Origin of the sequence: Frateuria sp. Soil773 (genome assembly GCF_001428405.1) — a bacterium.
Classification (GTDB): Bacteria; Pseudomonadota; Gammaproteobacteria; order Xanthomonadales; family Rhodanobacteraceae; genus LMSL01.
Genome location: NZ_LMSL01000040.1, coordinates 302618 through 324341 on the forward strand (window position 1 = coordinate 302618; position 21724 = coordinate 324341).

Annotated in this window: 19 protein-coding genes, 3 pseudogenes and 1 riboswitch; of the genes and pseudogenes, 8 read left to right on the forward strand and 14 right to left on the reverse strand. The window is 68.4% G+C overall.

The features are described 5' to 3' along the window. Position 1 precedes the first annotated feature (1 nt). Positions 2 to 1675, reverse strand: a complete 1674-nt coding sequence (gene rpsA / locus ASG87_RS15490; protein WP_056007130.1) for a 30S ribosomal protein S1 — start codon at positions 1673 to 1675, stop codon at positions 2 to 4. Positions 1676 to 1858: 183 nt separating this feature from the next. Next, positions 1859 to 2539 carry a (d)CMP kinase gene (gene cmk, locus ASG87_RS15495; RefSeq protein ID WP_082583027.1) on the reverse strand — a complete coding sequence of 227 codons (681 nt, stop codon included), beginning with the start codon at positions 2537 to 2539 and terminating at the stop codon, positions 1859 to 1861. A 110-nt stretch (positions 2540 to 2649) separates the two neighbouring features. Between cmk and ASG87_RS15500 the strand changes: the two genes are divergently transcribed. The 4 genes from ASG87_RS15500 to ykgO all read left to right on the forward strand — a co-directional run bounded on the left by ASG87_RS15500 (position 2650) and on the right by ykgO (position 6597). After that, positions 2650 to 2907 carry an acyl-CoA-binding protein gene (locus tag ASG87_RS15500; protein ID WP_056007133.1) on the forward strand — a complete coding sequence of 86 codons (258 nt, stop codon included), beginning with the start codon at positions 2650 to 2652 and terminating at the stop codon, positions 2905 to 2907. A 114-nt stretch (positions 2908 to 3021) separates the two neighbouring features. Continuing rightward, the gene (locus ASG87_RS15505) at positions 3022 to 5040 is read left to right on the forward strand and encodes an NADPH-dependent 2,4-dienoyl-CoA reductase (RefSeq protein WP_056007136.1); all 2019 of its coding nucleotides are present in this window, start codon (positions 3022 to 3024) and stop codon (positions 5038 to 5040) included. 456 nt (positions 5041 to 5496) lie between these two features. Further along, positions 5497 to 6408 (forward strand): LysR substrate-binding domain-containing protein, encoded by a 912-nt coding sequence (locus ASG87_RS15510; RefSeq protein ID WP_056007139.1) that lies wholly within the window; start codon positions 5497 to 5499, stop codon positions 6406 to 6408. Positions 6409 to 6471: 63 nt separating this feature from the next. Next, positions 6472 to 6597 (forward strand): type B 50S ribosomal protein L36, encoded by a 126-nt coding sequence (gene ykgO, locus ASG87_RS15515; RefSeq protein ID WP_056007405.1) that lies wholly within the window; start codon positions 6472 to 6474, stop codon positions 6595 to 6597. Positions 6598 to 6669: 72 nt separating this feature from the next. Here the strand turns inward: ykgO and ASG87_RS15520 are convergent, their stop codons facing one another. From ASG87_RS15520 to carA, 4 genes are all read right to left on the reverse strand, one after another. After that, complete coding sequence (locus ASG87_RS15520) at positions 6670 to 7392, reverse strand: alpha/beta fold hydrolase (protein ID WP_082583028.1); 723 nt, start codon at positions 7390 to 7392, stop codon at positions 6670 to 6672. A 78-nt stretch (positions 7393 to 7470) separates the two neighbouring features. Beyond that, a complete protein-coding gene (greA, locus tag ASG87_RS15525) occupies positions 7471 to 7947 on the reverse strand; it encodes a transcription elongation factor GreA (RefSeq protein ID WP_056007144.1) in 477 nt (158 codons plus the stop codon). Next, complete coding sequence (gene carB / locus ASG87_RS15530; protein WP_056007147.1) at positions 7944 to 11171, reverse strand: carbamoyl-phosphate synthase large subunit; 3228 nt, start codon at positions 11169 to 11171, stop codon at positions 7944 to 7946. Before carB ends, greA begins: the two co-directional genes overlap by 4 nt. Beyond that, on the reverse strand, positions 11164 to 12297 hold the full coding sequence (gene carA, locus ASG87_RS15535; protein WP_056007149.1) for a glutamine-hydrolyzing carbamoyl-phosphate synthase small subunit: 1134 nt from the start codon (positions 12295 to 12297) through the stop codon (positions 11164 to 11166). The genes carB and carA overlap by 8 nt, the downstream gene beginning before the upstream one ends. Positions 12298 to 12514: 217 nt before the next feature. Between carA and ASG87_RS15540 the strand changes: the two genes are divergently transcribed. Genes ASG87_RS15540 through ASG87_RS15555 form a run of 4 tightly spaced genes read left to right on the forward strand, consistent with a single transcriptional unit; the run spans position 12515 to position 15733 of the window. Beyond that, positions 12515 to 13210: a 2OG-Fe(II) oxygenase gene (locus tag ASG87_RS15540; protein ID WP_056007152.1), complete on the forward strand. Its 696-nt coding sequence runs from the start codon at positions 12515 to 12517 to the stop codon at positions 13208 to 13210. Positions 13211 to 13221: 11 nt separating this feature from the next. After that, positions 13222 to 13974 (forward strand): prolipoprotein diacylglyceryl transferase family protein, encoded by a 753-nt coding sequence (locus ASG87_RS15545; protein ID WP_056007155.1) that lies wholly within the window; start codon positions 13222 to 13224, stop codon positions 13972 to 13974. Then, positions 13959 to 15395 (forward strand): radical SAM protein, encoded by a 1437-nt coding sequence (locus ASG87_RS15550; protein WP_056007158.1) that lies wholly within the window; start codon positions 13959 to 13961, stop codon positions 15393 to 15395. Before ASG87_RS15545 ends, ASG87_RS15550 begins: the two co-directional genes overlap by 16 nt. Next, positions 15392 to 15733 carry a hypothetical protein gene (locus ASG87_RS15555; RefSeq protein WP_157511120.1) on the forward strand — a complete coding sequence of 114 codons (342 nt, stop codon included), beginning with the start codon at positions 15392 to 15394 and terminating at the stop codon, positions 15731 to 15733. Before ASG87_RS15550 ends, ASG87_RS15555 begins: the two co-directional genes overlap by 4 nt. A 9-nt stretch (positions 15734 to 15742) precedes the next feature. On the opposite strand, the gene ASG87_RS15560 is transcribed toward ASG87_RS15555, so the two are convergent. The 8 genes and pseudogenes from ASG87_RS15560 to grpE all read right to left on the reverse strand — a co-directional run bounded on the left by ASG87_RS15560 (position 15743) and on the right by grpE (position 21665). Further along, on the reverse strand, positions 15743 to 16744 hold the full coding sequence (locus ASG87_RS15560) for a sodium:calcium antiporter (protein WP_056007164.1): 1002 nt from the start codon (positions 16742 to 16744) through the stop codon (positions 15743 to 15745). A gap of 4 nt (positions 16745 to 16748) precedes the next feature. Then, a riboswitch (yybP-ykoY riboswitch) is annotated at positions 16749 to 16975 on the reverse strand. Positions 16976 to 17015: 40 nt separating this feature from the next. Continuing rightward, on the reverse strand, positions 17016 to 17834 hold the full coding sequence (gene dapB / locus ASG87_RS15565) for a 4-hydroxy-tetrahydrodipicolinate reductase (protein WP_056007166.1): 819 nt from the start codon (positions 17832 to 17834) through the stop codon (positions 17016 to 17018). Between the two features lie 64 nt (positions 17835 to 17898). Beyond that, on the reverse strand, positions 17899 to 19020 hold the full coding sequence (gene dnaJ / locus ASG87_RS15570) for a molecular chaperone DnaJ (RefSeq protein WP_056007169.1): 1122 nt from the start codon (positions 19018 to 19020) through the stop codon (positions 17899 to 17901). Positions 19021 to 19151: 131 nt separating this feature from the next. Next, a partial coding sequence (locus tag ASG87_RS21060) for an Hsp70 family protein (RefSeq protein ID WP_235499668.1) occupies positions 19152 to 19770 on the reverse strand: 619 nt, incomplete at its 5' end. A 3-nt stretch (positions 19771 to 19773) separates the two neighbouring features. Continuing rightward, a pseudogene (locus ASG87_RS21065) lies at positions 19774 to 20176 on the reverse strand (Hsp70 family protein); the annotation flags it as partial. Between the two features lies 1 nt (position 20177). Beyond that, positions 20178 to 20799, reverse strand: a pseudogene (locus ASG87_RS21070) (Hsp70 family protein); the annotation flags it as partial. Between the two features lies 1 nt (position 20800). After that, a pseudogene (locus ASG87_RS21075) lies at positions 20801 to 20972 on the reverse strand (Hsp70 family protein); the annotation flags it as partial. A gap of 159 nt (positions 20973 to 21131) precedes the next feature. Then, complete coding sequence (gene grpE, locus ASG87_RS15580) at positions 21132 to 21665, reverse strand: nucleotide exchange factor GrpE (protein ID WP_056007172.1); 534 nt, start codon at positions 21663 to 21665, stop codon at positions 21132 to 21134. Between the last annotated feature and the right edge of the window lie 59 nt (positions 21666 to 21724).

The window sequence follows — 21724 nt, forward strand, 5'->3', positions numbered from 1 at the left end:
CTCAGTCGGCCTTGTTGAGCTGCTCCTTGAGCAGCGCACCCAGCTTGGTCGTACCGCCGCCGGCAGAGGAGTACTCGGCCATGGCGTCGTTCAGGTCTTCCTCGTCCTTGGCACGGATGGAAAGCGCGAGCTGGCGGCCCTTGCGGTCCATGCCGGTGAACTTGGCCTCGACCTTGTCGCCCACCTTCAGGTGCTGGGTGGCGTCGTCGATGCGCTCCTTGGCGATGTCGTTGGCGCGCAGGTAACCCTCCACGCCGTCGCCCAGGTCGATCACCGCACCCTTGGCGTCGACTTCCTTCACGGTGCCGTTGACGATGGTGCCGCGAGGATTGTTGGCCATGAACTGGCCGAACGGATCCTGCTCCATCTGCTTGATGCCGAGACTGATGCGCTCGCGCTCCGGATCCACCGCCAGCACCACGGCCTCGATCTCGTCGCCCTTCTTGAAGTTGCGCACGAGGTCTTCGCCCGAGGCCTGCCAGGAGATGTCGGACAGGTGGACCAGGCCGTCGATGCCGCCTTCCAGGCCGATGAAGATGCCGAAGTCGGTGATCGACTTGATCTGGCCGGAGACCTTGTCGTTCTTCTTGTGCATCGCGGCGAACGCTTCCCACGGGTTGGAACGCGTCTGCTTGATGCCCAGCGAGATGCGGCGGCGCTCTTCGTCCACGTCCAGCACCATCACCTCGGTCTCGTCGCCGACCTGCACCACCTTGGCCGGGTTGACGTTCTTGTTGGTCCAGTCCATCTCGGACACGTGGACCAGGCCTTCCACGCCCGGCTCGATCTCGACGAAGCAGCCGTAGTCGGTGACGTTGGAGACCTTGCCGAACAGGCGGCTGCCGACCGGGTAGCGGCGGGCGATGGCGACCCACGGGTCGTCGCCGAGCTGCTTCAGGCCCAGCGACACGCGGTTGCGCTCGCGGTCGTACTTGAGCACGCGCACGTCCAGCTCGTCGCCGACGTTGACGACTTCGGACGGATGGCGCACGCGCTTCCACGCCATGTCGGTGATGTGCAGCAGGCCGTCGATGCCGCCCAGGTCCACGAACGCGCCGTAGTCGGTGAGGTTCTTGACCGTGCCCTTGACCACCGCGCCTTCGGTCAGGCGCTCCAGCAGCTTCTCGCGCTCCTCGGAGAACTCGGTCTCGACGACGGCGCGGCGGCTGACCACCACGTTGTTGCGCTTGCGGTCGAGCTTGATGATCTTGAACTCGAGTTCCTTGCCCTCGAGGTAGACCGGGTCGCGCACCGGGCGCACGTCGACCAGCGAGCCCGGCAGGAACGCGCGGACGTCCTTGATGTCGACGGTGAAGCCGCCCTTGACCTTGCCGGAGATCATGCCGGTGATGGTCTCTTCCTTGTCGAACGCCTGCTCCAGGTCGTCCCACACCATCGACCGCTTGGCCTTCTCGCGGGAGAGCTTGGTCTCGCCGAAGCCGTCTTCCAGGGCGTCGAGGGCAACCTTCACCTCGTCGCCGACCTGCACTTCCAACTCGCCCTTCTCGTCCTTGAACTGCTCGATCGGGACGATGCCTTCGCTCTTGAGGCCGGCGTTGATCACGACGACGTCGTTGCGGATTTCCACGACGATGCCGGTGACGATGGCGCCGGGCTTCAGCTTGGAGATGGCCTGCTGGCTCTGTTCAAACAGTTCGGCAAAACTTTCAGTCATGTTGATTCCAGGGTTAGAAAAGGCTGTTGACCGAGTGCGCGCCGTCGGATGTTGTGAATGCGCACCGGGCTGGACAACCCACCGGTTGTGGGTGTCGCAGGGCCGCCCGCGAAGGCGGCGCCGTTGGCACCGTTGACCAAAACCCCTGCCGCGGCAGGGGCGCGAAAACCGCCACGCAACCGCTTACGGCTGCACGACGGCGAGTACTTTGGCGACGACGTCCGCGATCGGCATGCCGGTGGTATCCACCAGAACCGCATCCCCGGCCGGCTTGAGCGGCGCGACGGTCCGCGAGGCATCGCGGGCGTCACGCGCTTCAATTTCGCGCTGAAGGCCGCCAAGTGTAACGTTGAGTCCCTTTTCCTTCAACTGCTTATAGCGCCTTTTCGCCCGCTCGGCGGCGCTGGCGGTGAGGAACACCTTGAAGGGGGCGTCGGGGAAGATCACCGTGCCCATGTCGCGCCCGTCCGCGACCAGTCCCGGGGCCTTGCGGAAGCTTAGCTGGAGATCCACAAGTGCTTGACGCACCGAGGGAATCGAGGCGATCGCGGAGGCCGCGGCGCCGGCCGTCTCGGTGCGCAGCTCGTCGGTGGCGTCGTGCCCGTTCACCACCACCCGGGTGTCGCCGCCGTCGGCGGCCGCGTGGAAGCGGATCTTCGTCGCCTGCGCGCAGCGGGTCACCGCGTCGGCGTCGGACAGGTCCAGCCCCTCCATGCCCGCCGCGTAGCCGACCGCGCGGTAGAGCGCGCCGGAATCGAGCAGGCGCCAGCCGAGCCGGTCGGCCACCAGCCGGCTGATCGTGCCCTTGCCCGAACCCGACGGCCCATCGATGGTGAGTACGGGTACGGGGGTGGTACGACTCATGGCATTTCCGGCAGGCGACAGGAACCGCCATGGTACGCGCGTTGACCGCCTCCCGAGCGCATGCTATCTAGCCGCGCACCCTTCCCAAGCCCTCCAGGCCGCCGCTTGCCATGACCGATCTTCGCCGCGAGTTCCAGCAGGCCGCCGAGGACGTCAAGAAACTGGCCAAGCGCCCCGACAACGACACCCTGCTGCGCCTGTACGCCCTGTACAAGCAGGGGGCGGAAGGCGACGTCCAAGGCGAGCAACCCGGCTTCTTCGACTTCGTCGGGACCGCCAAGCACGAGGCCTGGGCGCAACTGGCCGGGGTTCCGCAAGAAGAAGCCATGCGCCGCTACATCGACCTGGTGCGCCAGTTGCTGGCCTGATCCGCCGGCCTGTCCCGCTGACCCGGCCCGTCGCCGGCCCGATGCCCGGGCCGGGTGCTTGCTCTTCCCCGGAAAGGGCGGCACATTCATACGAATGTTTGAATCCGGTGCGCCATGAATTTCCCACACCTGTTCGCCCCGCTCGAGCTGGGCCACGTCACCCTGCCCAACCGCATCCTGATGGGTTCGATGCACACCGGCCTGGAGGACAAGGCGGCCGACTACGACAAGCTCGCGGCGTATTTCGCCGAACGCGCGCGCGGCGGGGTCGGGCTGATGGTGACCGGCGGCATCGCGCCCAGCGTCGCCGGCTGGCTGAAGCCGTTCGGCGGCCGGCTGTCGATGCCCTGGCACAAGCCGCGCCACCGCAAGCTCACCGCGGCGGTGCACGCCGAGGGCGGGCGGATCTGCCTGCAGATCCTGCATGCGGGCCGCTATGGCTACCACCCGCTGTCGGTGGCGCCGTCCCGGCTCAAATCCCCGATCACGCCGTTCACCCCGCGCGCGCTGTCGGCGCGCGGGGTGGAGCGCACCATCGACGACTTCGTGCGCTGCGCGCAACTGGCCCGCGAGGCCGGCTACGACGGCGTCGAGGTGATGGGCTCGGAGGGCTACCTGATCAACGAGTTCATCGCATCGCGCACCAACCGCCGCGACGACGCCTGGGGCGGCGACGCGGCCCGGCGCATGCGCTTCCCGGTCGAGGTCGTGCGCCGCACCCGCGAAGCGGTCGGCAAAGACTTCATCATCGTCTACCGCCTGTCCATGCTCGACCTGGTCGAAGACGGGCAGGACTGGGGCGAGATCGTCGCGCTGGCGAAGGCCGTCGAGGCCGCCGGCGCCAGCATCATCAACACCGGCATCGGCTGGCACGAGGCGCGCATCCCCACCATCGTCACCAGCGTGCCGCGCGCCGGCTTCGCCTGGGTCACGGCGAAGCTGCGGCCCGAGGTCGGCATCCCGCTGGTCGCCACCAACCGCATCAACATGCCCGAGGCGGCCGAGCGGATCCTCGCCGCCGGCGAAGCCGACATGGTCTCGATGGCCCGCCCGCTGCTCGCCGATCCGGCCTGGGCGGCGAAGGCCCGCGACGGCCGCGCGGACCGCATCAACACCTGCATCGCCTGCAACCAGGCCTGCCTGGACCACGTCTTCCAGAACCGGCGCGCGAGCTGCCTGGTCAACCCGCGCGCCTGCCACGAGACCGAGCTGGAGATTGCGCCGGCCGCACGGCGCAGGCGCATCGCGGTGATCGGCGCGGGCCCGGCCGGCATGGCCTGCGCCAGCACCCTGGCCGAACGCGGCCATGCCGTCAGCCTGATCGACCAGGCCGACGCGATCGGCGGCCAGTTCAACTACGCCAAGCGGATTCCCGGCAAGGAGGAATTCCACGAGACGCTGCGCTACTTCGGCCACCGCCTGGGCGACCTGGGCGTGGACGTCCGGCTCGGCCGGCGCGCCGACGCCACCGCGCTGCTCGGCGACGGCTACGACGCGTTCGTCGTGGCCACCGGCATCACCCCGCGCAGGGTGGATTTCCCGGGCAGCGACGATCCGCGCGTGCTGAGCTACCTGGACGTGCTGGCCCTCGGCAAGCCGGTCGGCGCGCGGGTGGCGATCGTCGGCGCCGGCGGCATCGGCTTCGACGTCGCCGAATTCCTGGTGGAAAACGCGCCCTCGCCCAGCACGGACATCGGCCGCTGGACCCGCGAATGGGGCGTGGACCGGCAACTGGCCCGGCGCAGCGGCCTCGTGCAGCCTCGGCCGGAAGCGCCGGCCCGCGAAGTCTGGCTGCTGCAGCGCAGCGAAGGCAGGCCCGGGGCACGACTCAACAAGACCACCGGCTGGGTCCACCGCGCCACGCTCAAGGCCAAGCAGGTGAAGATGCTGGGCGGCGTGAGCTACCGACGCTTCGACGACCAGGGCCTGCACGTCGGCATCGACGGCGAGACCCGCATCTTGCCGGTGGACAACGTCGTCGTCTGTGCCGGCCAGGAGCCCAACCGGCAGCTCGCCGACGCATTGATCGCCGCCGGTGCCGAAGTGCACGTCATCGGCGGCGCCGACGTGGCGGCCGAACTGGATGCGAAACGGGCGATCGACCAAGGAACCCGGCTGGCCGCGACGCTCTGAGAGCCGGTTCAAAGCTCCCCAGGTATCCCCAATGACGCGTCATCCCAGCGGCTCTCAACAGCCGAAGGGCTGGTCAAGCTGGGATCCAGTGCCTCTAACGGCCTTTGGGAAGACAAAGTCGCTGGATTCCTGCTCTTGCCCCCTTTTCGGGGTTCGCAGGAATGACGAGCGGGAGCGCGAGGGGATTCCAGTCCGGCAGGGAGACCTTGGACAGGCTCCGAAGCCGTATCCCGGCCTGGAAAACACGAACGCCGGAAACGAAAGCGCTCCGCGAACGACGCGTCGATATCGGTTCAGGGGGAGGAGAGACCGGATATCGCGGGGATAGCGTCGTTGCGGAGCGAGGGTCGCCGCCACCTGGGGGGAGGGGACAGTGGCGGGACGGGTGCCAAGATAAGATCGATTCCCATCTTTATCCAATATATATTTGGCGCCTGATTTATTCGATTTCCCTATATGTTCGATTTTCGCCAACTGCGTTACTTTCTGGCCGTTGCGGAGGAGCTGAGCTTCACCCGCGCTGCCCAGCGGCTGCACATCTCGCAGCCACCGCTGTCGCAGCAGATCCAGGCCCTGGAGCAGAGCCTGGGCGTGCGGCTGTTCGACCGGGACAAGCGCAACGTGGCACTGACCGAGCCGGGCCGGGTCCTGCTCGAACAGGCCCGCCAGCTCCTCGCCAAGGCCGAGGAGACCCGCACCCAGGTGGCCCAGGCCGCGGCCGGCTTCAGCGGCCAGTTGCGCCTGGCCTATACCGTGTCGGTCTCGTTCCATCCGGCGCTGCCGCAGTCGTTGCTGCGCTTCGGCCGGCACGCGCCGAAGGTGCAGGTGCAGCTGCACGAGATGTATACCGAGCCGCAGTTCGCCGCCCTGCTCGCCGGCCATATCGACGTGGGCTTCGTGCGCGACGAGCCCCGCCACGAGACGGATGCGCGCGAGCTGCAACTGGAAGTGATCGACCGCGAGCCGCTGCTGCTCGCCCTGCCCTCCGGCCATCCGCTGGCGGACCGCGCCAGCCTGCAACTGGGCGAGGTCGCCGGCGAGGGTTTCGTGATCCAGCCGCGCGAGCTGGCCGCCACCCTCTACGACCGGCTGGTGCAGCTTGCCGCCAAGGCCGATTTCCATCCCAGGGTGTGCCAGCAGGCCCAGCAGCTCAACGGCCTGATCGCCCTGGTCGCCGCCGGCATGGGCCTGGCGCTGGTGCCGGCGAGCATGCAGGCGGTGCGGCTGGCCGGGGTCAGCTACGTCCCGCTGGAAGACCCCGACGCCTACCTCCTGCTCGCGGTAGCCAGCCGCGGCGACAACCGTTCGCCGGCGCTGACGCAATTCCTGGACACCGTACGCGAAGCGAAGCTGGCCATGGGCTTGTGATAAGCCATGCAACCGGTTAAAATCGCCGGCTTACGTATTTTCGATTCGTTCCAGGAGCTGGCCGTGAAGGTGCTTTCCTCTTTGAAGTCCGCCAAGTCGCGGCACCGTGACTGCAAGGTTGTGCGCCGTCGCGGCAAGACGTTCGTGATCTGCAAGAGCAACCCGCGCTTCAAGGCTCGTCAGCGCTAAGCGCGACGTACCACGCACAAAAAAGGCCGCTTGATGCGGCCTTTTTTGTGCCCGAGCGGTCCGATCTTCGCGCTAGACCCGGCCATGCTCGGCCAGGAAACCCGCGATCGCACGCTGCGCCCACAACGCGGACTGCGCCGAATAGACCAGCCGCGCGCCTGGGTCTGAGCCTGCCTCGGGATTGTCGAACGCGTGATGGGTCTGGCCGTAGAGTTCGAAGCGGAAGTCGTTGCCGGCCGCATCCATTTCCCGGATGACCGCGGCAATCATCTCCATCGGCGAGACGACGTCCTGCGTGCCCTGCAATGCGAGCACGGGTGCCTCGATGCGCGTGGGCTTGCCCGGCTCGGCGGTTTTCAGCAGCGCCGAACACACGATGATGCCGGCTACGTCGGCGCCGCTGCGACCGTAGTCCAGCGCAACCATCCCGCCCGCGCTGTAGCCCAGGCAGAACACCGGCGTCCTTGCGCCGGCCTGCTGCCGCAATGCCTCGACGCACGACGCCAGTGCCGCAACGCCGCGATCGCGATGCGCGATCAGGCGCTGGACCATCGGTCCAACCTGGTCGGGACTGTCGGGATTGAAGCCGTCGCCATACAGGTCGACGATGACCACCATGCAACCGAGCGCGACCAGATGGCGCGCATGGTCGCGCGCAAGGGCGCTTTGTCCGCGCCAGTCGGGAAGCAGCGCCACCGCCGCCGACGACGTTCCACCGCCCGGCTTCAACAGCAACCCGACATACCCCTGCCCATCGGCAGCGTATGCGAGCGGCGATTCGACGACCTCGGTCACAAGAACGTTTCCGGCACATGAGGGAGCCGCAGGGCCGCTCGCCGCAGGCGCAGGCGGCGAGCGACGGAACCGGTTCGCCTATTCGTAGCGCACACCGGTGATTTCATAGTGCTTCACGCCGTTGGGTGCCGTGAACTCGAAGCTGTCGCCCTCGCTCTTGCCGATCAGCGCGCGCGCGATCGGCGAGGACACCGCGATCAGCCGCTGCTTGATGTCGGCCTCCAGGTCGCCCACGATCTGGTAGGTCACCGCGTCGCCGCTGTCCTCGTCCTCGAGATCCACGGTGGCGCCAAACACCACCCGGCTGCCCGCCGCCAGCCTGGTCACGTCGATCACCTCGGCGGTGGACAGGCCCGCCTCCAGCTCGGCGATGCGCCCTTCGTTGAAGCCGTGCTGCTCGCGCGCGGCATGGTATTCGGCGTTTTCCTTCAGGTCGCCGTGGGCGCGGGCCTCGGCGACGGCCGCGATGATGCGCGGCCGCTCGACGGTCTTCAGCCGCTCGAGTTCGGCGCGCAGGCGCTCCGAACCGGCCTTGGTGATGGGGGCGCGACTCATGCGCTCAGCTCCTTGTGCAATTCCTGCAGGCTGTACACGTCTTCGCCGCCGTGGAAATCCAGCGAGTGGACGAGCGCGCGCGCGCCTGCGACCGTGGTGGAGTACGTGACGCGATGCTGCAGGGCCTCGCGACGGATCGAGAACGAGTCGGCGATCGCCTGCTTGCCCTCGGTGGTGTTGACGATATAGACGATCTCGCCGTTCTTGATGAGGTCGACGATGTGCGGCCGGCCCTCGATCACCTTGTTGATGCGTTCGCATGCCACGCCGTGCTCGGCCAGATAGCGCGCCGTGCCCTCGGTGGCGACCAGGCTGAAGCCGCGCGCCAGCACTTCCTTCGCCACCGGCAGCAGGCGTTCCTTGTCCGCATCGCGCACCGACACGAACACCTTGCCCTTCGGCGGCGTCTTGATGCCGGCGGCATCGTGGCCGCGCGCGAACGCGGCGCCGAAGCTGCGGCCCACGCCCATCACCTCGCCGGTGGAGCGCATCTCCGGGCCGAGGATCGGGTCGACGTTCTGGAACTTGAGGAACGGGAAGATCGCTTCCTTCACCGAGTAGTAGGCCGGGATCACTTCCCTGGTCGCACCCTGCGCGGCAAGCGAGCGGCCGGCCATCGCGCGCGCGGCGATCTTCGCCAGCGGCACGCCGGTGGCCTTGGACACGAACGGCACCGTGCGCGAGGCGCGCGGGTTCACCTCGAGGATGAACACGGTGTCGCCCTGGATCGCGAACTGGGTGTTCATCAGGCCGACGACCTTCAGCTCCCGCGCCATCGCGGCGACCTGCCGGCGCATCTCGTCCTGCACCTCGGCGGTCAGCGAGTACGGCGGCAGCGAGCAGGACGAATCGCCCGAATGCACGCCGGCCTCCTCGATGTGCTCCATGATGCCGCCGATCAGCACGTTGCCCTCGGCGTCGGCGATGATGTCCACGTCCACCTCGACGGCGTGGTCGAGGAAGCGGTCCAGCAGCACCGGCGAATCGTTGGACACCTGCACCGCCTCGCGGATGTAGCGTGCCAGGTCGGCATCGTCGTACACCACTTCCATCGCGCGGCCGCCCAGCACGTAGCTCGGGCGCACCACCAGCGGGTAGCCGATCTCGCGCGCCAGCGCCAGCGCCTCGTCGGCGTTGCGCGCGGTGCGGTTTGGCGGCTGGCGCAGGCCCAGCTTCACGATCATCTGCTGGAAGCGCTCGCGGTCCTCGGCCAGGTCGATGGAGTCGGGCGAGGTGCCGATCACCGGCGCCCCGGCGGCCTCCAGCGCGCGCGCCAGCTTCAGCGGCGTCTGCCCGCCGTACTGCACGATCACGCCCTTGGGCTGCTCCAGGTCGACGATCTCCAGCACGTCTTCCAGCGTGAGCGGCTCGAAGTACAGGCGGTCGGAGGTGTCGTAGTCGGTGGAGACGGTTTCCGGGTTGCAGTTGACCATGATGGTCTCGAACCCGTCATCGCGCAGCGCCAGCGCGGCGTGCACGCAGCAGTAGTCGAACTCGATGCCCTGGCCGATGCGGTTGGGGCCGCCGCCGAGCACGATGATCTTGTCGCGCGCGGTCGGCGCCGCCTCGCACTCTTCCTCGTAGGTCGAGTACATGTAGGCGGTGGTGGTGGCGAACTCGGCCGCGCAGGAATCCACCCGCTTGTATACCGGGCGCACGCCCAGGGTGCGGCGCAGGTGGCGCAACGCCGCCTCGTCGGTGCCGGTCAGCTCGGCCAGGCGCGCGTCGGAGAAGCCCATGCGCTTGAGCTCGCGCATGCGCGGGGCGTCCAGCGCGGTCAGGCCCTGCGCCTGCACCTCGCTCTCGGCCAGCACGATGTCCTCGAACGCGGCGAGGAACCACGGATCGACCCGGCTGAGGTTGTGCACCTCCTCCAGCGACAGGCCGGCGCGGAACGCGTCGGCCAGGTGGAACACGCGGTCCGGCCGCGGCTCGCGCAGCTCGCGCTTGAGCGTGGCCAGGCCCTCGCCCGTGCCGATGTCCAGCCCGGTCGGGTTGAGTCCGGTCTTGCCGATCTCCAGGCCGCGCAGCGCCTTCTGCAGCGACTCGTGGAAGCTGCGGCCCATCGCCATCACCTCGCCCACCGACTTCATCTGGGTGGTGAGGCGCGCGTCGGCGGCGGGGAACTTCTCGAACGCGAAGCGCGGAATCTTGGTGACCACGTAGTCGATGGTCGGCTCGAACGAGGCCGGGGTCAGGCCGCCGGTGATGTCGTTCTTCAGCTCGTCCAGCGTGTAGCCCACGGCCAGCTTGGCCGCGATCTTGGCGATCGGGAAGCCGGTAGCCTTGGAGGCCAGCGCGGAGGAGCGCGACACGCGCGGGTTCATCTCGATCACCACCACGCGGCCGTTCTCGGCATTGATGCCGAACTGCACGTTGGAGCCGCCGGTGTCCACGCCGATCTTGCGCAGCACCGCGATGGAGGCATCGCGCAGGCGCTGGTATTCCTTGTCGGTGAGGGTCTGCGCCGGGGCCACGGTGATCGAGTCGCCGGTGTGCACGCCCATCGGGTCGAGGTTCTCGATCGAGCACACGATGATGCAGTTGTCCGCGGTGTCGCGAACCACCTCCATCTCGAACTCCTTCCAGCCCAGCACCGATTCCTCGACGAGGATTTCGTGCACCGGCGAGAGGTCGAGGCCGCGCTTGACGATCTCCTCGAATTCTTCCTTGTTGTAGGCGATGCCGCCGCCGGAGCCGCCCAGCGTGAAGCTGGGGCGGATGATGGTCGGGTAGCCCACCTTGGCCTGGATCTCCACCGCCTGCTCGAAGCTCTTGGCGACTTCCGCCTTGGGGCAGTCCAGGCCGATCTCGGCCATCGCCTGCTTGAACAGCTCGCGGTCCTCGGCCATGCGGATCGCGTCGCGCTTGGCGCCGATCAGCTCGACCTCGTACTTGTCCAGCACGCCGTGGTCGGCGAGGTCGAGCGCGCAGTTCAGCGCGGTCTGGCCGCCCATGGTGGGCAGCACCGCGTCCGGGCGCTCCTTGGCGATGATGCGCTCCACCGTCTGCCAGTTGATCGGCTCGATGTAGACCGCGTCGGCGGTTTCCGGGTCGGTCATGATCGTGGCGGGGTTGGAGTTCACCAGGATCACCCGGTAGCCCTCCTCCTTCAGCGCCTTGCAGGCCTGCGCGCCGGAGTAGTCGAACTCGCAGGCCTGGCCGATCACGATCGGGCCGGCGCCGATGATGAGGATGCTCTTGATGTCGGTGCGCTTAGCCATTCTTGCGGGCCTCCATCAGGGCGGCGAAACGATCGAACAGGTAGACGATGTCGTGCGGGCCGGGGCTCGCCTCCGGGTGGCCCTGGAAGCAGAACGCCGGGCGGTCGGTGAGCGCGAAGCCCTGCAGCGAGCCGTCGAACAGCGAGGTATGGGTGACGCGCACGTTGCCCGGCAGCGTGGCCGGGTCCACCGCGAAGCCGTGGTTCTGGCTGGTGATCAGCACGCGGCCGTCGTCGTGGTCCTTCACCGGGTGGTTGGCGCCGTGGTGGCCGAACTTCATCTTCAGCGTCTTCGCGCCCAGCGCCAGGCCCATGATCTGGTGGCCGAGGCAGATGCCGAACAGCGGGATCTTCGCGTCCAGGAACTGCCTGGTGGCCGCGATGGCGTAGTCGCAGGCCGCCGGGTCGCCGGGGCCGTTGGACAGGAACACGCCGTCCGGCTTCATCGCCAGCACCTCGGCGGCGGGGGTCTGCGCCGGCACAACGGTGATGTCGCAGCCCTGCTCGGCCAGGAGGCGCAGGATGTTGTGCTTGGTGCCGAAATCGTAGGCGACCACCTTGAAGCGCAGCGCCGGCTGGTTGAAGGCCATGCGGTCCAGGTCGTAGCTGCCTTCCTTCCAGGCGTAGGGCTCGGTCACGCTGACCACCTTGGCCAGGTCCATGCCGTTGAGGCCCGGGAAGGCGCGCGCCTTGGCCAGCGCCGCAGCCTCGTCGACGGATTCGCCCGCCACGATGCAGCCGTTCAGTGCGCCTTTCTCGCGCAGGATGCGGGTGAGCCGGCGGGTGTCGATGCCGGCGATCGCCACGATGCCGTGGCGCTGCAGGTAGGCGGGCAGGCTCTCGCGGCTGCGCCAGTTGCTGGCCAGGCGCGGCACGTCGCGCACGATCAGGCCGGCGGCGTGCACGGCGGTGGATTCGGCGTCTTCGGCGTTGCAGCCGGTGTTGCCGATGTGCGGATAGGTCAGGGTGACGAGCTGGCGGGAGTAGGACGGATCGGTGAGGATCTCCTGATAGCCCGTCATCGCCGTATTGAACACCACCTCGCCGATGGTTTCGCCAGTCGCGCCCACGGCATGGCCGTGGAACACGCTGCCATCTTCGAGGGCAAGCAGAGCGGGAATGGGCATGGGAAGGCCGCCTTTTGGGTACAGCAAGGTCCGCAAGCCGCGCGTAGCAGGCTTGTGGACCTTGGGTCGAGAGAAGTCTTGGGCGGGACGAAATGATAGGCGCGAAGGGCCTTCGTGTCCACTGTCGATCCACGTGAACGGTGGCGTCACATGGCTCGTGGTTTGCTCGTTAAGCGGAGCTAAACTAGCGCGCCACCTGCCCGAGACCGTCCCATCCATGAACCACGCCGTCCTGCTCGATCCTGCCCGTCTCGACCGTTCGGACACCGAGGTTCGGCTGGAACCGTTCCCGTTCATGATCGCGCACGGCCAGTTGCCCGACGACGCGCGCAGCGCGCTGGAGCAGGATTTCCCGCGCTACGCCAGCGCCGGCTTCTTTCCCTACGACTCCAGCGACTGCGGCCCGACCATCAACGCGCTGGTGCAGCACCTGACCGCGCCGGAGTTCGCCAGCGCCGTGGGGCGCCGGCTCGGCATCGAGAACCTCGGCCAGTACCCGACCCTGGTGACCCTGTGCCGCTTGCTCAACCGGCGCCACGGCACCATCCATACCGACAGCCGCTCCAAGGTGGCCACCGCCCTGCTCTACCTCAACACACAGTGGCCGGACACCAGCGACGGCTGCCTGCGCTTCCTCAAGCGCATCGACGACATCGACGACATGGTGGCGCCGGAGCTGAAGCCGCTGTACGGCGAGTTCGCGGTCTTCAAGCGCTGCGACAACTCCTTCCACGGCCACCTGCCCTACGAGGGCGAGCGCAGGGTGATCCAGGTGGCCTGGCTCACCAGCGAGGAGGAGAAGGTGCGCAAGACCCGGCGCGGCAAGTTCTCGCGCACCTTCAAGAAGCTGTTCGGCTCGCTCGACCGCAAGCTGGGCGCCGGCCGCGACCGCAGCGCAGCGCACCACGACTGAGCCCGGCGGGGATGGCGCCCGTCGCCCTGCATACCGTGTTCGAAATGCTGGCCTATGCGGTCGGCTTCCGGCTGTTCCTGTGGACGCGACGCACGCTGGCGCCGGCCGCCTTCGGCCATGAGGACCACGTGGTATGGACCGGGGTCGGCGCGATCGCCGGCGCCGCGCTGGGCGCCAAGCTGGCCTTCTGGATCGACGATCCGCTCGCCGCCTTCGCGGATTTCCCGGACCTTCGGCACCTGCTGGAAGGCAAGTCGATCGTCGGCGCCCTGCTCGGCGGCCTGGTCGGCGTGGAACTGGCGAAGAAGATCGCGGGCATCCGCAGCTCCACCGGCGACGCCTTCGTGCTGCCGCTGACCGTGGGCATGTGCATCGGCCGTGTCGGCTGCTACCTGGCCGGGCTCGGCGACCACACCTACGGCACGCCCACCGCCCTGCCCTGGGGCGTGGATTTCGGTGACGGCTTGCGCCGCCATCCGACCCAGTTGTACGAGATCGCGTTCCTGCTGCTGCAGTACGCGGTGCTCCACGCGCGGCGCCACGCCTTCGCCCGGCCCGGCGACCGCTTCCGCGCCTTCATGGCGGGCTATCTCCTGTTCCGGCTGCTGGTCGAGTTCATCAAGCCGTCGTTCTACCTCTACCCCGGCGGGCTGTCCGGCCTGCAATGGCTGTGCGTGGCCGGGCTGGCTTACTACGCGCCGGCCATCCCGCGTATCCTGCGGGCCTTGTTCGCGCGGGGAAGCGGTGCATGGGAGCCAAGGTAAGGCCATACCTGTTCTACGACAGCGCGGTATCGGTCTGCGCACGGTGCCTGCGCCGGGTCGAGGCCAAGATCCTGATCAAGGACGAGCGCGTCTACCTGGAGAAATGGTGCCCGCACCACGGCCGCGAGCGCGTGCTGCTCGCCGACGACGCGGCCTACTACCGCCGCTGCCGCGAAGTCTTCATCAAGCCGCCGGAACTGCCGCAGCGCTTCAACACGCCCCAGCGCTACGGCTGCCCCTACGACTGCGGGCTGTGCCCCGAGCACATGCAGCATTCCTGCCTCACCCTGGTCGAGATCACCGACCACTGCAACCTGCGCTGCCCCATCTGCTACGCCGAAAGCGGCCCGCACCGCCCCGGCTTCCGCGACCTGGCGACGGTCGAGCGCATGCTCGACGCCGTGGTGGCGAACGAGGGCGAGCCCGACGTGGTGCAGATCTCCGGCGGCGAACCCACCCTGCACCCGGACTTCTTCGCCATCCTCGATGCGGCGAAGGCGCGGCCTATCCGCCACCTGATGGTCAACACCAACGGCCTGCGCATCGCCAGGGAACCGGAATTCGCCGCGCGGCTGGCCGGCTACCAGCCCGGTTTCGAGCTGTACCTTCAGTTCGATTCGCTGCGCGACGAGGTGCACAAGGACCTGCGCGGCGCGCGCTTGCGCGACGTGCGCCTGAAGGCGCTGGAGCAGCTCAACCGGCACGACATCTCCACCACCCTCGTGGTCACGGTGAAGAAGGGCCTCAACGACGGCGAACTGGGCGAGATCATCGACTTCGCGCTGCAGCAGCCGTGCGTGCGCGGGGTGACCTTCCAGCCGATCCAGGCCGCCGGCCGGCTCGAAGGCTACGACCCGGAGCACGACCGGCTGACCCTGAGCGAGGTGCGCCGCCGCATCCTCGAGCAGAGCAGCCTGTTCCAGCCGGACGACCTGATCCCGGTGCCGTGCAACTCGGACTGCCTGGCGATGGCCTATGCGCTCAAGCTCGGCGGCCAGACCCTGCCGCTGACCCGCTTCGTCTCGCCGGAAACGCTGGTGAGCAAGGGCCGCAACACGATCGTGGTGGAACGCGACGAGGCATTGCGCGCGCACGTGTTCGAGCTGTTCGCCACCAACCACTCGCCCGAGTCGCAGGCCTGCTCGCTGTCCGACCTGCTGTGCTGCCTGCCGCAGGTGCAGGCGCCGGACGACCTGGGCTACCGCAACGTGTTCCGCGTGCTGATCATGCAGTTCATCGACGCCCACGGCTTCGACCTACGCGCGGTGAAGAAATCCTGCGTGCACATCGCGCAGCCCGACGGGAAAATCGTCCCGTTCGACACCTTCAACCTGTTCTACCGCGACGACAAGGCGGCCGTGCTGGCGAAGCTGCGCCGCGAGATCGAGCAAGGCCGCGCACTGGAGGAGGAATCCGCATGAACAAATTCCGCCTCGAACCGCCCACTTCCGTACCGCCGCCACCGCCAGAGCCCCCTTCGCCCGACCAGGACCCGCCCGGCCCCGGCCAGGGATCGCTGGCCGCCGGCGTGGGCCTGGCCTGGCTGGTCATGCTGCTGGGCGAGCTGCTGGTGTTCGTAGGCGGCCACCTGGGCGGCATGCTGCTGCCGCCGGTGGCGATCGTGGTGTGGGCCGCGATCCTGCTCGGCCAGGGCAGGTCGCGCACCGGCAAGGGCATGTTCCTCGGCCTGCTGTCGATCGTCGCGGTGCTGTTGCTGCTGGTGGCCGCCTGCTTCGGCCTGGTGAGCAACTTCCACTGAAGCGCCGCGTCAGCGTGCGAAATGCCACGCCACGAACGCGGCAAACACGCCGTACAGCACCGCCACCGGCACCAGCCAGCGCGCGTCCACCCGGCCGCGCCGGAACAGCATCCACAGGTAGACGACGGCGACGCCGGTGAGCACGCCGGCCACCATCAGCGGCGCATCGAACAGCCACGGCGTGGCGAACAGGGCCAGCGAGCTGGGGATCGTCGCCTGGATCATCATCGCGCCGGAGATGTTCGCCAGCGCCAGCCGCTCCTTGCCCTGGCGCACCCAGATCAGCGCATTCACCGTTTCCGGCAGCTCGGTGGCCACCGGGCTCAGCACCAGCGCCACCAGGTGCGGCGACAGCTGCAGGGCCGCGCCGATCGCCTCCAACTGCGCAACGAAGGTGCGCGATGCCACCGCGATCACCAGCAGGGCCAGCAGCGTCTGCAGGAAGACCCGCGACAGCGCCGGGTCGGCCGCGCGCGGCTGGAACTTCAACGGCTCCAGTTCCTCTTCCTCCGGCGCGGTGTCGTCGTCCTTCAGCTCGCGCCACACGTAGAGCGCGTAGGCGGCGAGGAACAGCACGCCCAGCCACGGCTTCAGCGCGAAAGCGACCAGGCCCAGCCCGCACTTCACCACGAAGATCGCCAGGAACCAGGACTGGTCGCGCGCCAGCCGGCCATGCCCCACCCGCACCAGGCAATCCGCGCGCTGCAGCCGGCGGCGGTTGCTCCACAGCGCCAGGCCGACCACCGCATAGGCGATCGTCGCCAGCACCAGCGGGCCGCCCAGCGCGGCGCCGACGCCGATGTCGCGCGCCTCGGGCGTCTTGCCGAAGATCACCGCGACGAAGGTCACGGCACTTTCAGGCAGCGCCGTGCCGAACGCGGCCAGTACCGTGCCGGTTGCGGTGGCGCCGAGGTCGAGCTTGCGCCCGAACCATTCCACGCCATTGACGAAGTATTCGCAGGCGAAATAGATCGCGCCGGCGGACAGCAGGAACAGGAAGGCGGTAAGCATCGACGGGTCCACGGCCGGGCGAACGGAAAACCATTGGCGCAACGACGCGGTTCGCCCGGCACGGGTGAACGCATCGTGGCCAAAGGTCTCGCCGGGCAGGCGCGATCCGGACGGACCGCGGCAACCATCCGCGCCATGAAGCCGATGCTTCAAGTGTGTTGACGCGGATTCCTCAAGGTGAAAGCACGGGGCTTTCCGGGGTGAGGATGGCTACTCCCCAATGACAATGGCGCGCATGGTAGCGGCAGCGGCCGGGCGGGACAAGCGCCGGTCAAGCGCAGACGCGCTCCGCCAGCATCGCGTCCAGGTCGTAAGCGCCGGCCGGCTTGCCGGCCAGCCAGCAGGCGGCCTCGATGGCGCCGCGCGCGAAGATCGAGCGGTCGGTGGCGCGGTGGCCCAGCTCGACCCGCTCGCCCGGCCCGAGCAGCAGTGCCTGGTGCTCGCCCACGACATCGCCGCCGCGCACCACGGCAAAGCCGATGCTGCCAGGACGACGCGCGCCGGGGCGGCCTTCGCGGACGTAGACGCCATCGCGCGCCAGCGAGGTGCCGCGGGCCGCGGCCGCGGCCTCGCCGAGCGCCAGCGCGGTGCCGGACGGCGCGTCTTCCTTGCGGCCGTGGTGGGCCTCGACGATTTCCAGGTCCCACTCGCGCAGCGCTGCGGAAGCCTCGCGCAGCAGTCGCGTCAGCACGGCCACGCCCAGGCTGAAGTTGGCCGCGCGCAGCAGCGCGATCCTCCGCCCGGCCTGTTCCAGCCGTTCCGTCAGGGCCGCATCCAGGCCGGTCGTGCCGGACACCAGGGCGATGCCGTGCGCCTCGCAATGGTCGAGCGCCGAGGCCAGCCCCTCCGGCCCGCTGAAGTCGACGACCACGTCGAGCGCGTCGCCCGCCGGCCAGGTCTTGCCGAAGCGCAACACCGCCCCGCCGGAAGCCTTTCCGCCGGGAAACACCGGTTGGCCGACCTGCGCGGCGTCCGCGGCCGTCAGCGCCGCGGCGAGCTCGAAGCGCGGGTCGTCCCGCAGCAGGCCCAGCAGGGTCCGGCCCATGCGGCCGGTGGCGCCGTTGACGGCGATGCGGATGGTGCGGCTCATGGCGATCCCGGCTGGCGGCAAGAACGGAGGGCGGAACGACGGATGCTAGCGGCGCGGTACCGGCTCAGGAAGTCACCCGCGACCAGAACTGCTTGACCCCGTCCACCCAGGTCTTGGCCTGCGGCATGTGCTTGTCCGCCTCGCCCTCGCCGAAGGTCGCCTCCAACTGCTCGAACAGCTCGCGCTGCTGGCGCGTCAGGCGCACCGGGGTCTCCACCAGCACGCGGCAGATCAGGTCGCCGGTGCGGCCGCTGCGCACGGATTTCACGCCGCGCCCGCGCAGGCGGAACTGCTGCCCGGTCTGCGTCTCCGGCGGGATGCTGATCGGCACCTCGCCCTCCAGCGTCGGCACCGGCAGCTCCGCGCCCAGCGCGGCCTGGGAGAAGCGGATCGGCACCTCGCAATACAGGTCGTTGCCTTCGCGCTGGAAAATGGCGTGCTCGCGCACGTGTACTTCCACGTACAGGTCGCCCGCCGGCGCACCGGCCGGGCCGGCCTCGCCCTGCCCGGTCAGGCGGATGCGGTCGCCGTTGTCGACCCCCGCGGGTATCCGCACCGACAGCGTGCGGGTTTCCTCCAACCGACCCTCGCCGTGGCACGGCTTGCAGGGTTTCTCGATGGTCTGGCCGCTGCCGCCGCAGTGCGGGCAGGCCTGCTGGATGGAGAAGATGCCGTTCTGCATGCGCACGCGGCCGTGACCGTGGCAGGTCCTGCACTGGCTGGTCTTGCCGTCCGCTGAGCCGGTGCCGTTGCAGTGGTGGCAGTTGACCTGGCTGGGGATGTCGATCTTCTTCTCGATCCCGAACACAGCTTCCTCGAGGTCCAGCTCCATGATGTAGCGCAGGTCCGCGCCGCGCCGCGGCTGCCGGCCCCGGCCGCCGCCGAAGATATCGCCGAAAATGTCTCCGAAGATGTCGCCCATGTCGCCGAAGCCGGCACCGCCGCGGCCGCCCATGCCGTGCTCGAAGGCGGCATGCCCGTGCTGGTCGTACATCGCGCGCTTCTGCGCGTCAGACAGCACCTCGTAGGCTTCCTTGGCTTCCTTGAACTTCTCCTGCGCGTGCGGATCGTCCGGGCAGCGGTCCGGGTGGTACTTCATCGCCAGCCGGCGGAAGGACTTCTTCAGCTCGACCTCGGTGACGGTGCGCTCGACACCCAGGACCTCGTAGTAATCACGCTTGCTCATCGACCCGTCCACAACTCGATCACGCTCCCCGCATGGGCCCGCGCCGGGCTCCATGCCTCATCCAGCAAACAGCCCGCACCGGGATTCGCACCGGCGCGGGCTGCATCCATCGGCCATGCCAACCGCCGGGCTTACTTCTTGTCGTCGTCCTTGACCTCGGTGAACTCGGCATCGACGACGTCGTCCGGCTGCGCTGAGCCGCCGCCCGGGGCCGCCTGCGGGCCGGCCTCGGCACCGCCCGACTGCGCCGCCGCGTAGAGCGGCTGGGCGGCCTGCTCCAGCTTCTCGACCTTGGCCTCGATGGCCGCCTTGTCGTCGCCGTCCTTGACCTTCTCCAGCTCGGACAGCGCCTCCTCGATGCTGCCGATCTGCGCGCCGACCTTGCCGCCGTGCTCCTTCAGCGCGCTGCGGGTGGCGTGCACCAGCTGGTCGGCCTTGTTGCGGGTGGCGACCAGCTCGTGGAACTTCTTGTCATCTTCCTTGTTCGCCTCGGCGTCGGCGACCATCCGCTGAATCTCTTCCTCGGACAGTCCCGAGCCGGCCTTGATCTCGATCTTCTGTTCCTTGCCGGTCTTCTTGTCCTTGGCCGACACGTGCAGGATGCCGTTGGCGTCGATGTCGAAGGTGACCTCGATCTGCGGCATGCCGCGCGGCGCCGGTTCGATGCCGGACAGGTCGAACTTGCCCAGCGACTTGTTCGCGCTGGCGCGCTCGCGCTCGCCCTGCAGCACGTGCACGGTCACCGCGGTCNNNCGCCTTGGTCGGCACCGTGGTGTTCTTCTCGATCAGCTTGGTCATCACGCCGCCCATCGTCTCGATGCCCAGCGACAGCGGGGTCACGTCGAGCAGCAGCACGTCCTTCACCGAGCCGCCCAGCACGCCGCCCTGGATCGCCGCGCCCACGGCCACCGCCTCGTCCGGGTTGACGTCCTTGCGCGGCTCCTTGCCGAAGAAGTCCTTCACCGCCTCCTGCACCTTGGGCATGCGGGTCTGGCCGCCGACGAGGATCACCTCGTTGATGTCGGACACGCGCAGGCCGGCGTCGTTGAGCGCGGTGCGGCACGGCTCGATGGTGCGCTTGACCAGGTCTTCCACCAGCGCCTCCAGCTTGGCGCGGGTGAGCTTGATGTTGAGGTGCTTCGGGCCGGAGGCGTCGNGTCCTTCAGGCGCTGCAGGGCGAGCGGGTCCTTGCGCAGGTCGATGCCCTGGTCCTTCTGGAACTCCTCGACCAGGTAGTCGATGACGCGCATGTCGAAGTCCTCGCCGCCGAGGAAGGTGTCGCCGTTGGTGGCCAGCACCTCGAACTGCTTCTCGCCGTCGACCTCGGCGATCTCGATGATCGAGACGTCGAAGGTGCCGCCGCCCAGGTCGTACACCGCGATCTTGCGGTCGCCGCCCTTCTTGTCGAGGCCATAGGCCAGCGCGGCCGCGGTCGGCTCGTTGATGATGCGCTTCACTTCCAGGCCGGCGATCTTGCCGGCGTCCTTGGTCGCCTGGCGCTGGCTGTCGTTGAAGTACGCGGGCACCGTGATAACGGCCTCGGTGACCGGCTCGCCGAGATAGTCCTCGGCGGTCTTCTTCATCTTCATCAGCACCTTCGCGGAGATCTCCTGCGGCGCCATCTTCTTGCCGTCGGAGGTCTGCACCCAGGCGTCGCCGTTGTCGTGCGCCACGATGGCGTACGGCACGATGTGCAGGTCCTTCTGGACTTCCGCATCGGTGAACTTGCGGCCGATCAGGCGCTTCACCGCGTAGAAGGTGTTCTTGGGGTTGGTCACGNTCTGGCGCTTGGCCGAGGCGCCCACCAGTACTTCGCCGTCCTTGTTGAAGGCGACGATGGAGGGCGTGGTGCGATCGCCTTCCGAGTTCTCGATGACCTTGGCCGAGCTGCCGTCCATCACGGATACGCAGGAATTGGTCGTGCCCAGGTCGATGCCGATGATCTTGCCCATGTCTATGCTCCCGAAGCTTGTCGCGGCCCCCGCGGCCGCCAATATGGATGAACGTCAGATGGGGTTCTGGCCTGGCGATTCAATGCCGGCCAGGCCCCGGATGCGATTTGGTCGTCGCTGCCGGCGCGCCGTTCAGGCAGGCGCCGGCGGACGGTCCGGTCAGTCCTTCGCCACCGAGACCAGGGCCGGGCGCAGCAGGCGGTCGTTCAGCACGTAGCCCTTCTGCAGCACGCTGACCACGGTGCCGGGCGCGACGCCCGGCGCCTCGACCATGCTCACGGCGTGGTGGCGTTCCGGGTCGAGCGGCTGGCCGAGCGGATCGATCTGCGCCATGCCGTTGTTCTCGGCCACCTTCAGCAGCGATTTCAGGGTGAGGCCGATGCCCTCGCGCATCGAGGCGACGTCGCCGCCTTCGACCGCGAGGCCGCTCTCCAGGCCGTCGTAGACCGGCAACAGTTCGTTCAGCAGTTTCTCGTTGGCGAACCGGCGGGCCTGCTCGAGATCGCGGTGAAGCCGGCGGCGCTGGTTCTCGATCTCGGCGCGCTCACGCAGCACGGTCTCGCGCAGCTCGGCATTGCTCGCTTCCAGCTCGGCGACGCGCGCCTGCAGGCTGTCCAGTTCGCTGGCGGTCGATGCGCCGGGCTGCCCTGGTTCCTGGGCCCCGCCGGGCGACTGCGGATCGTTGTTCTGCATGCATCACTCCAAACGAAAGTCCGGGCCGGCACGAATGCCGACCATTGCTGTTTTGCGGG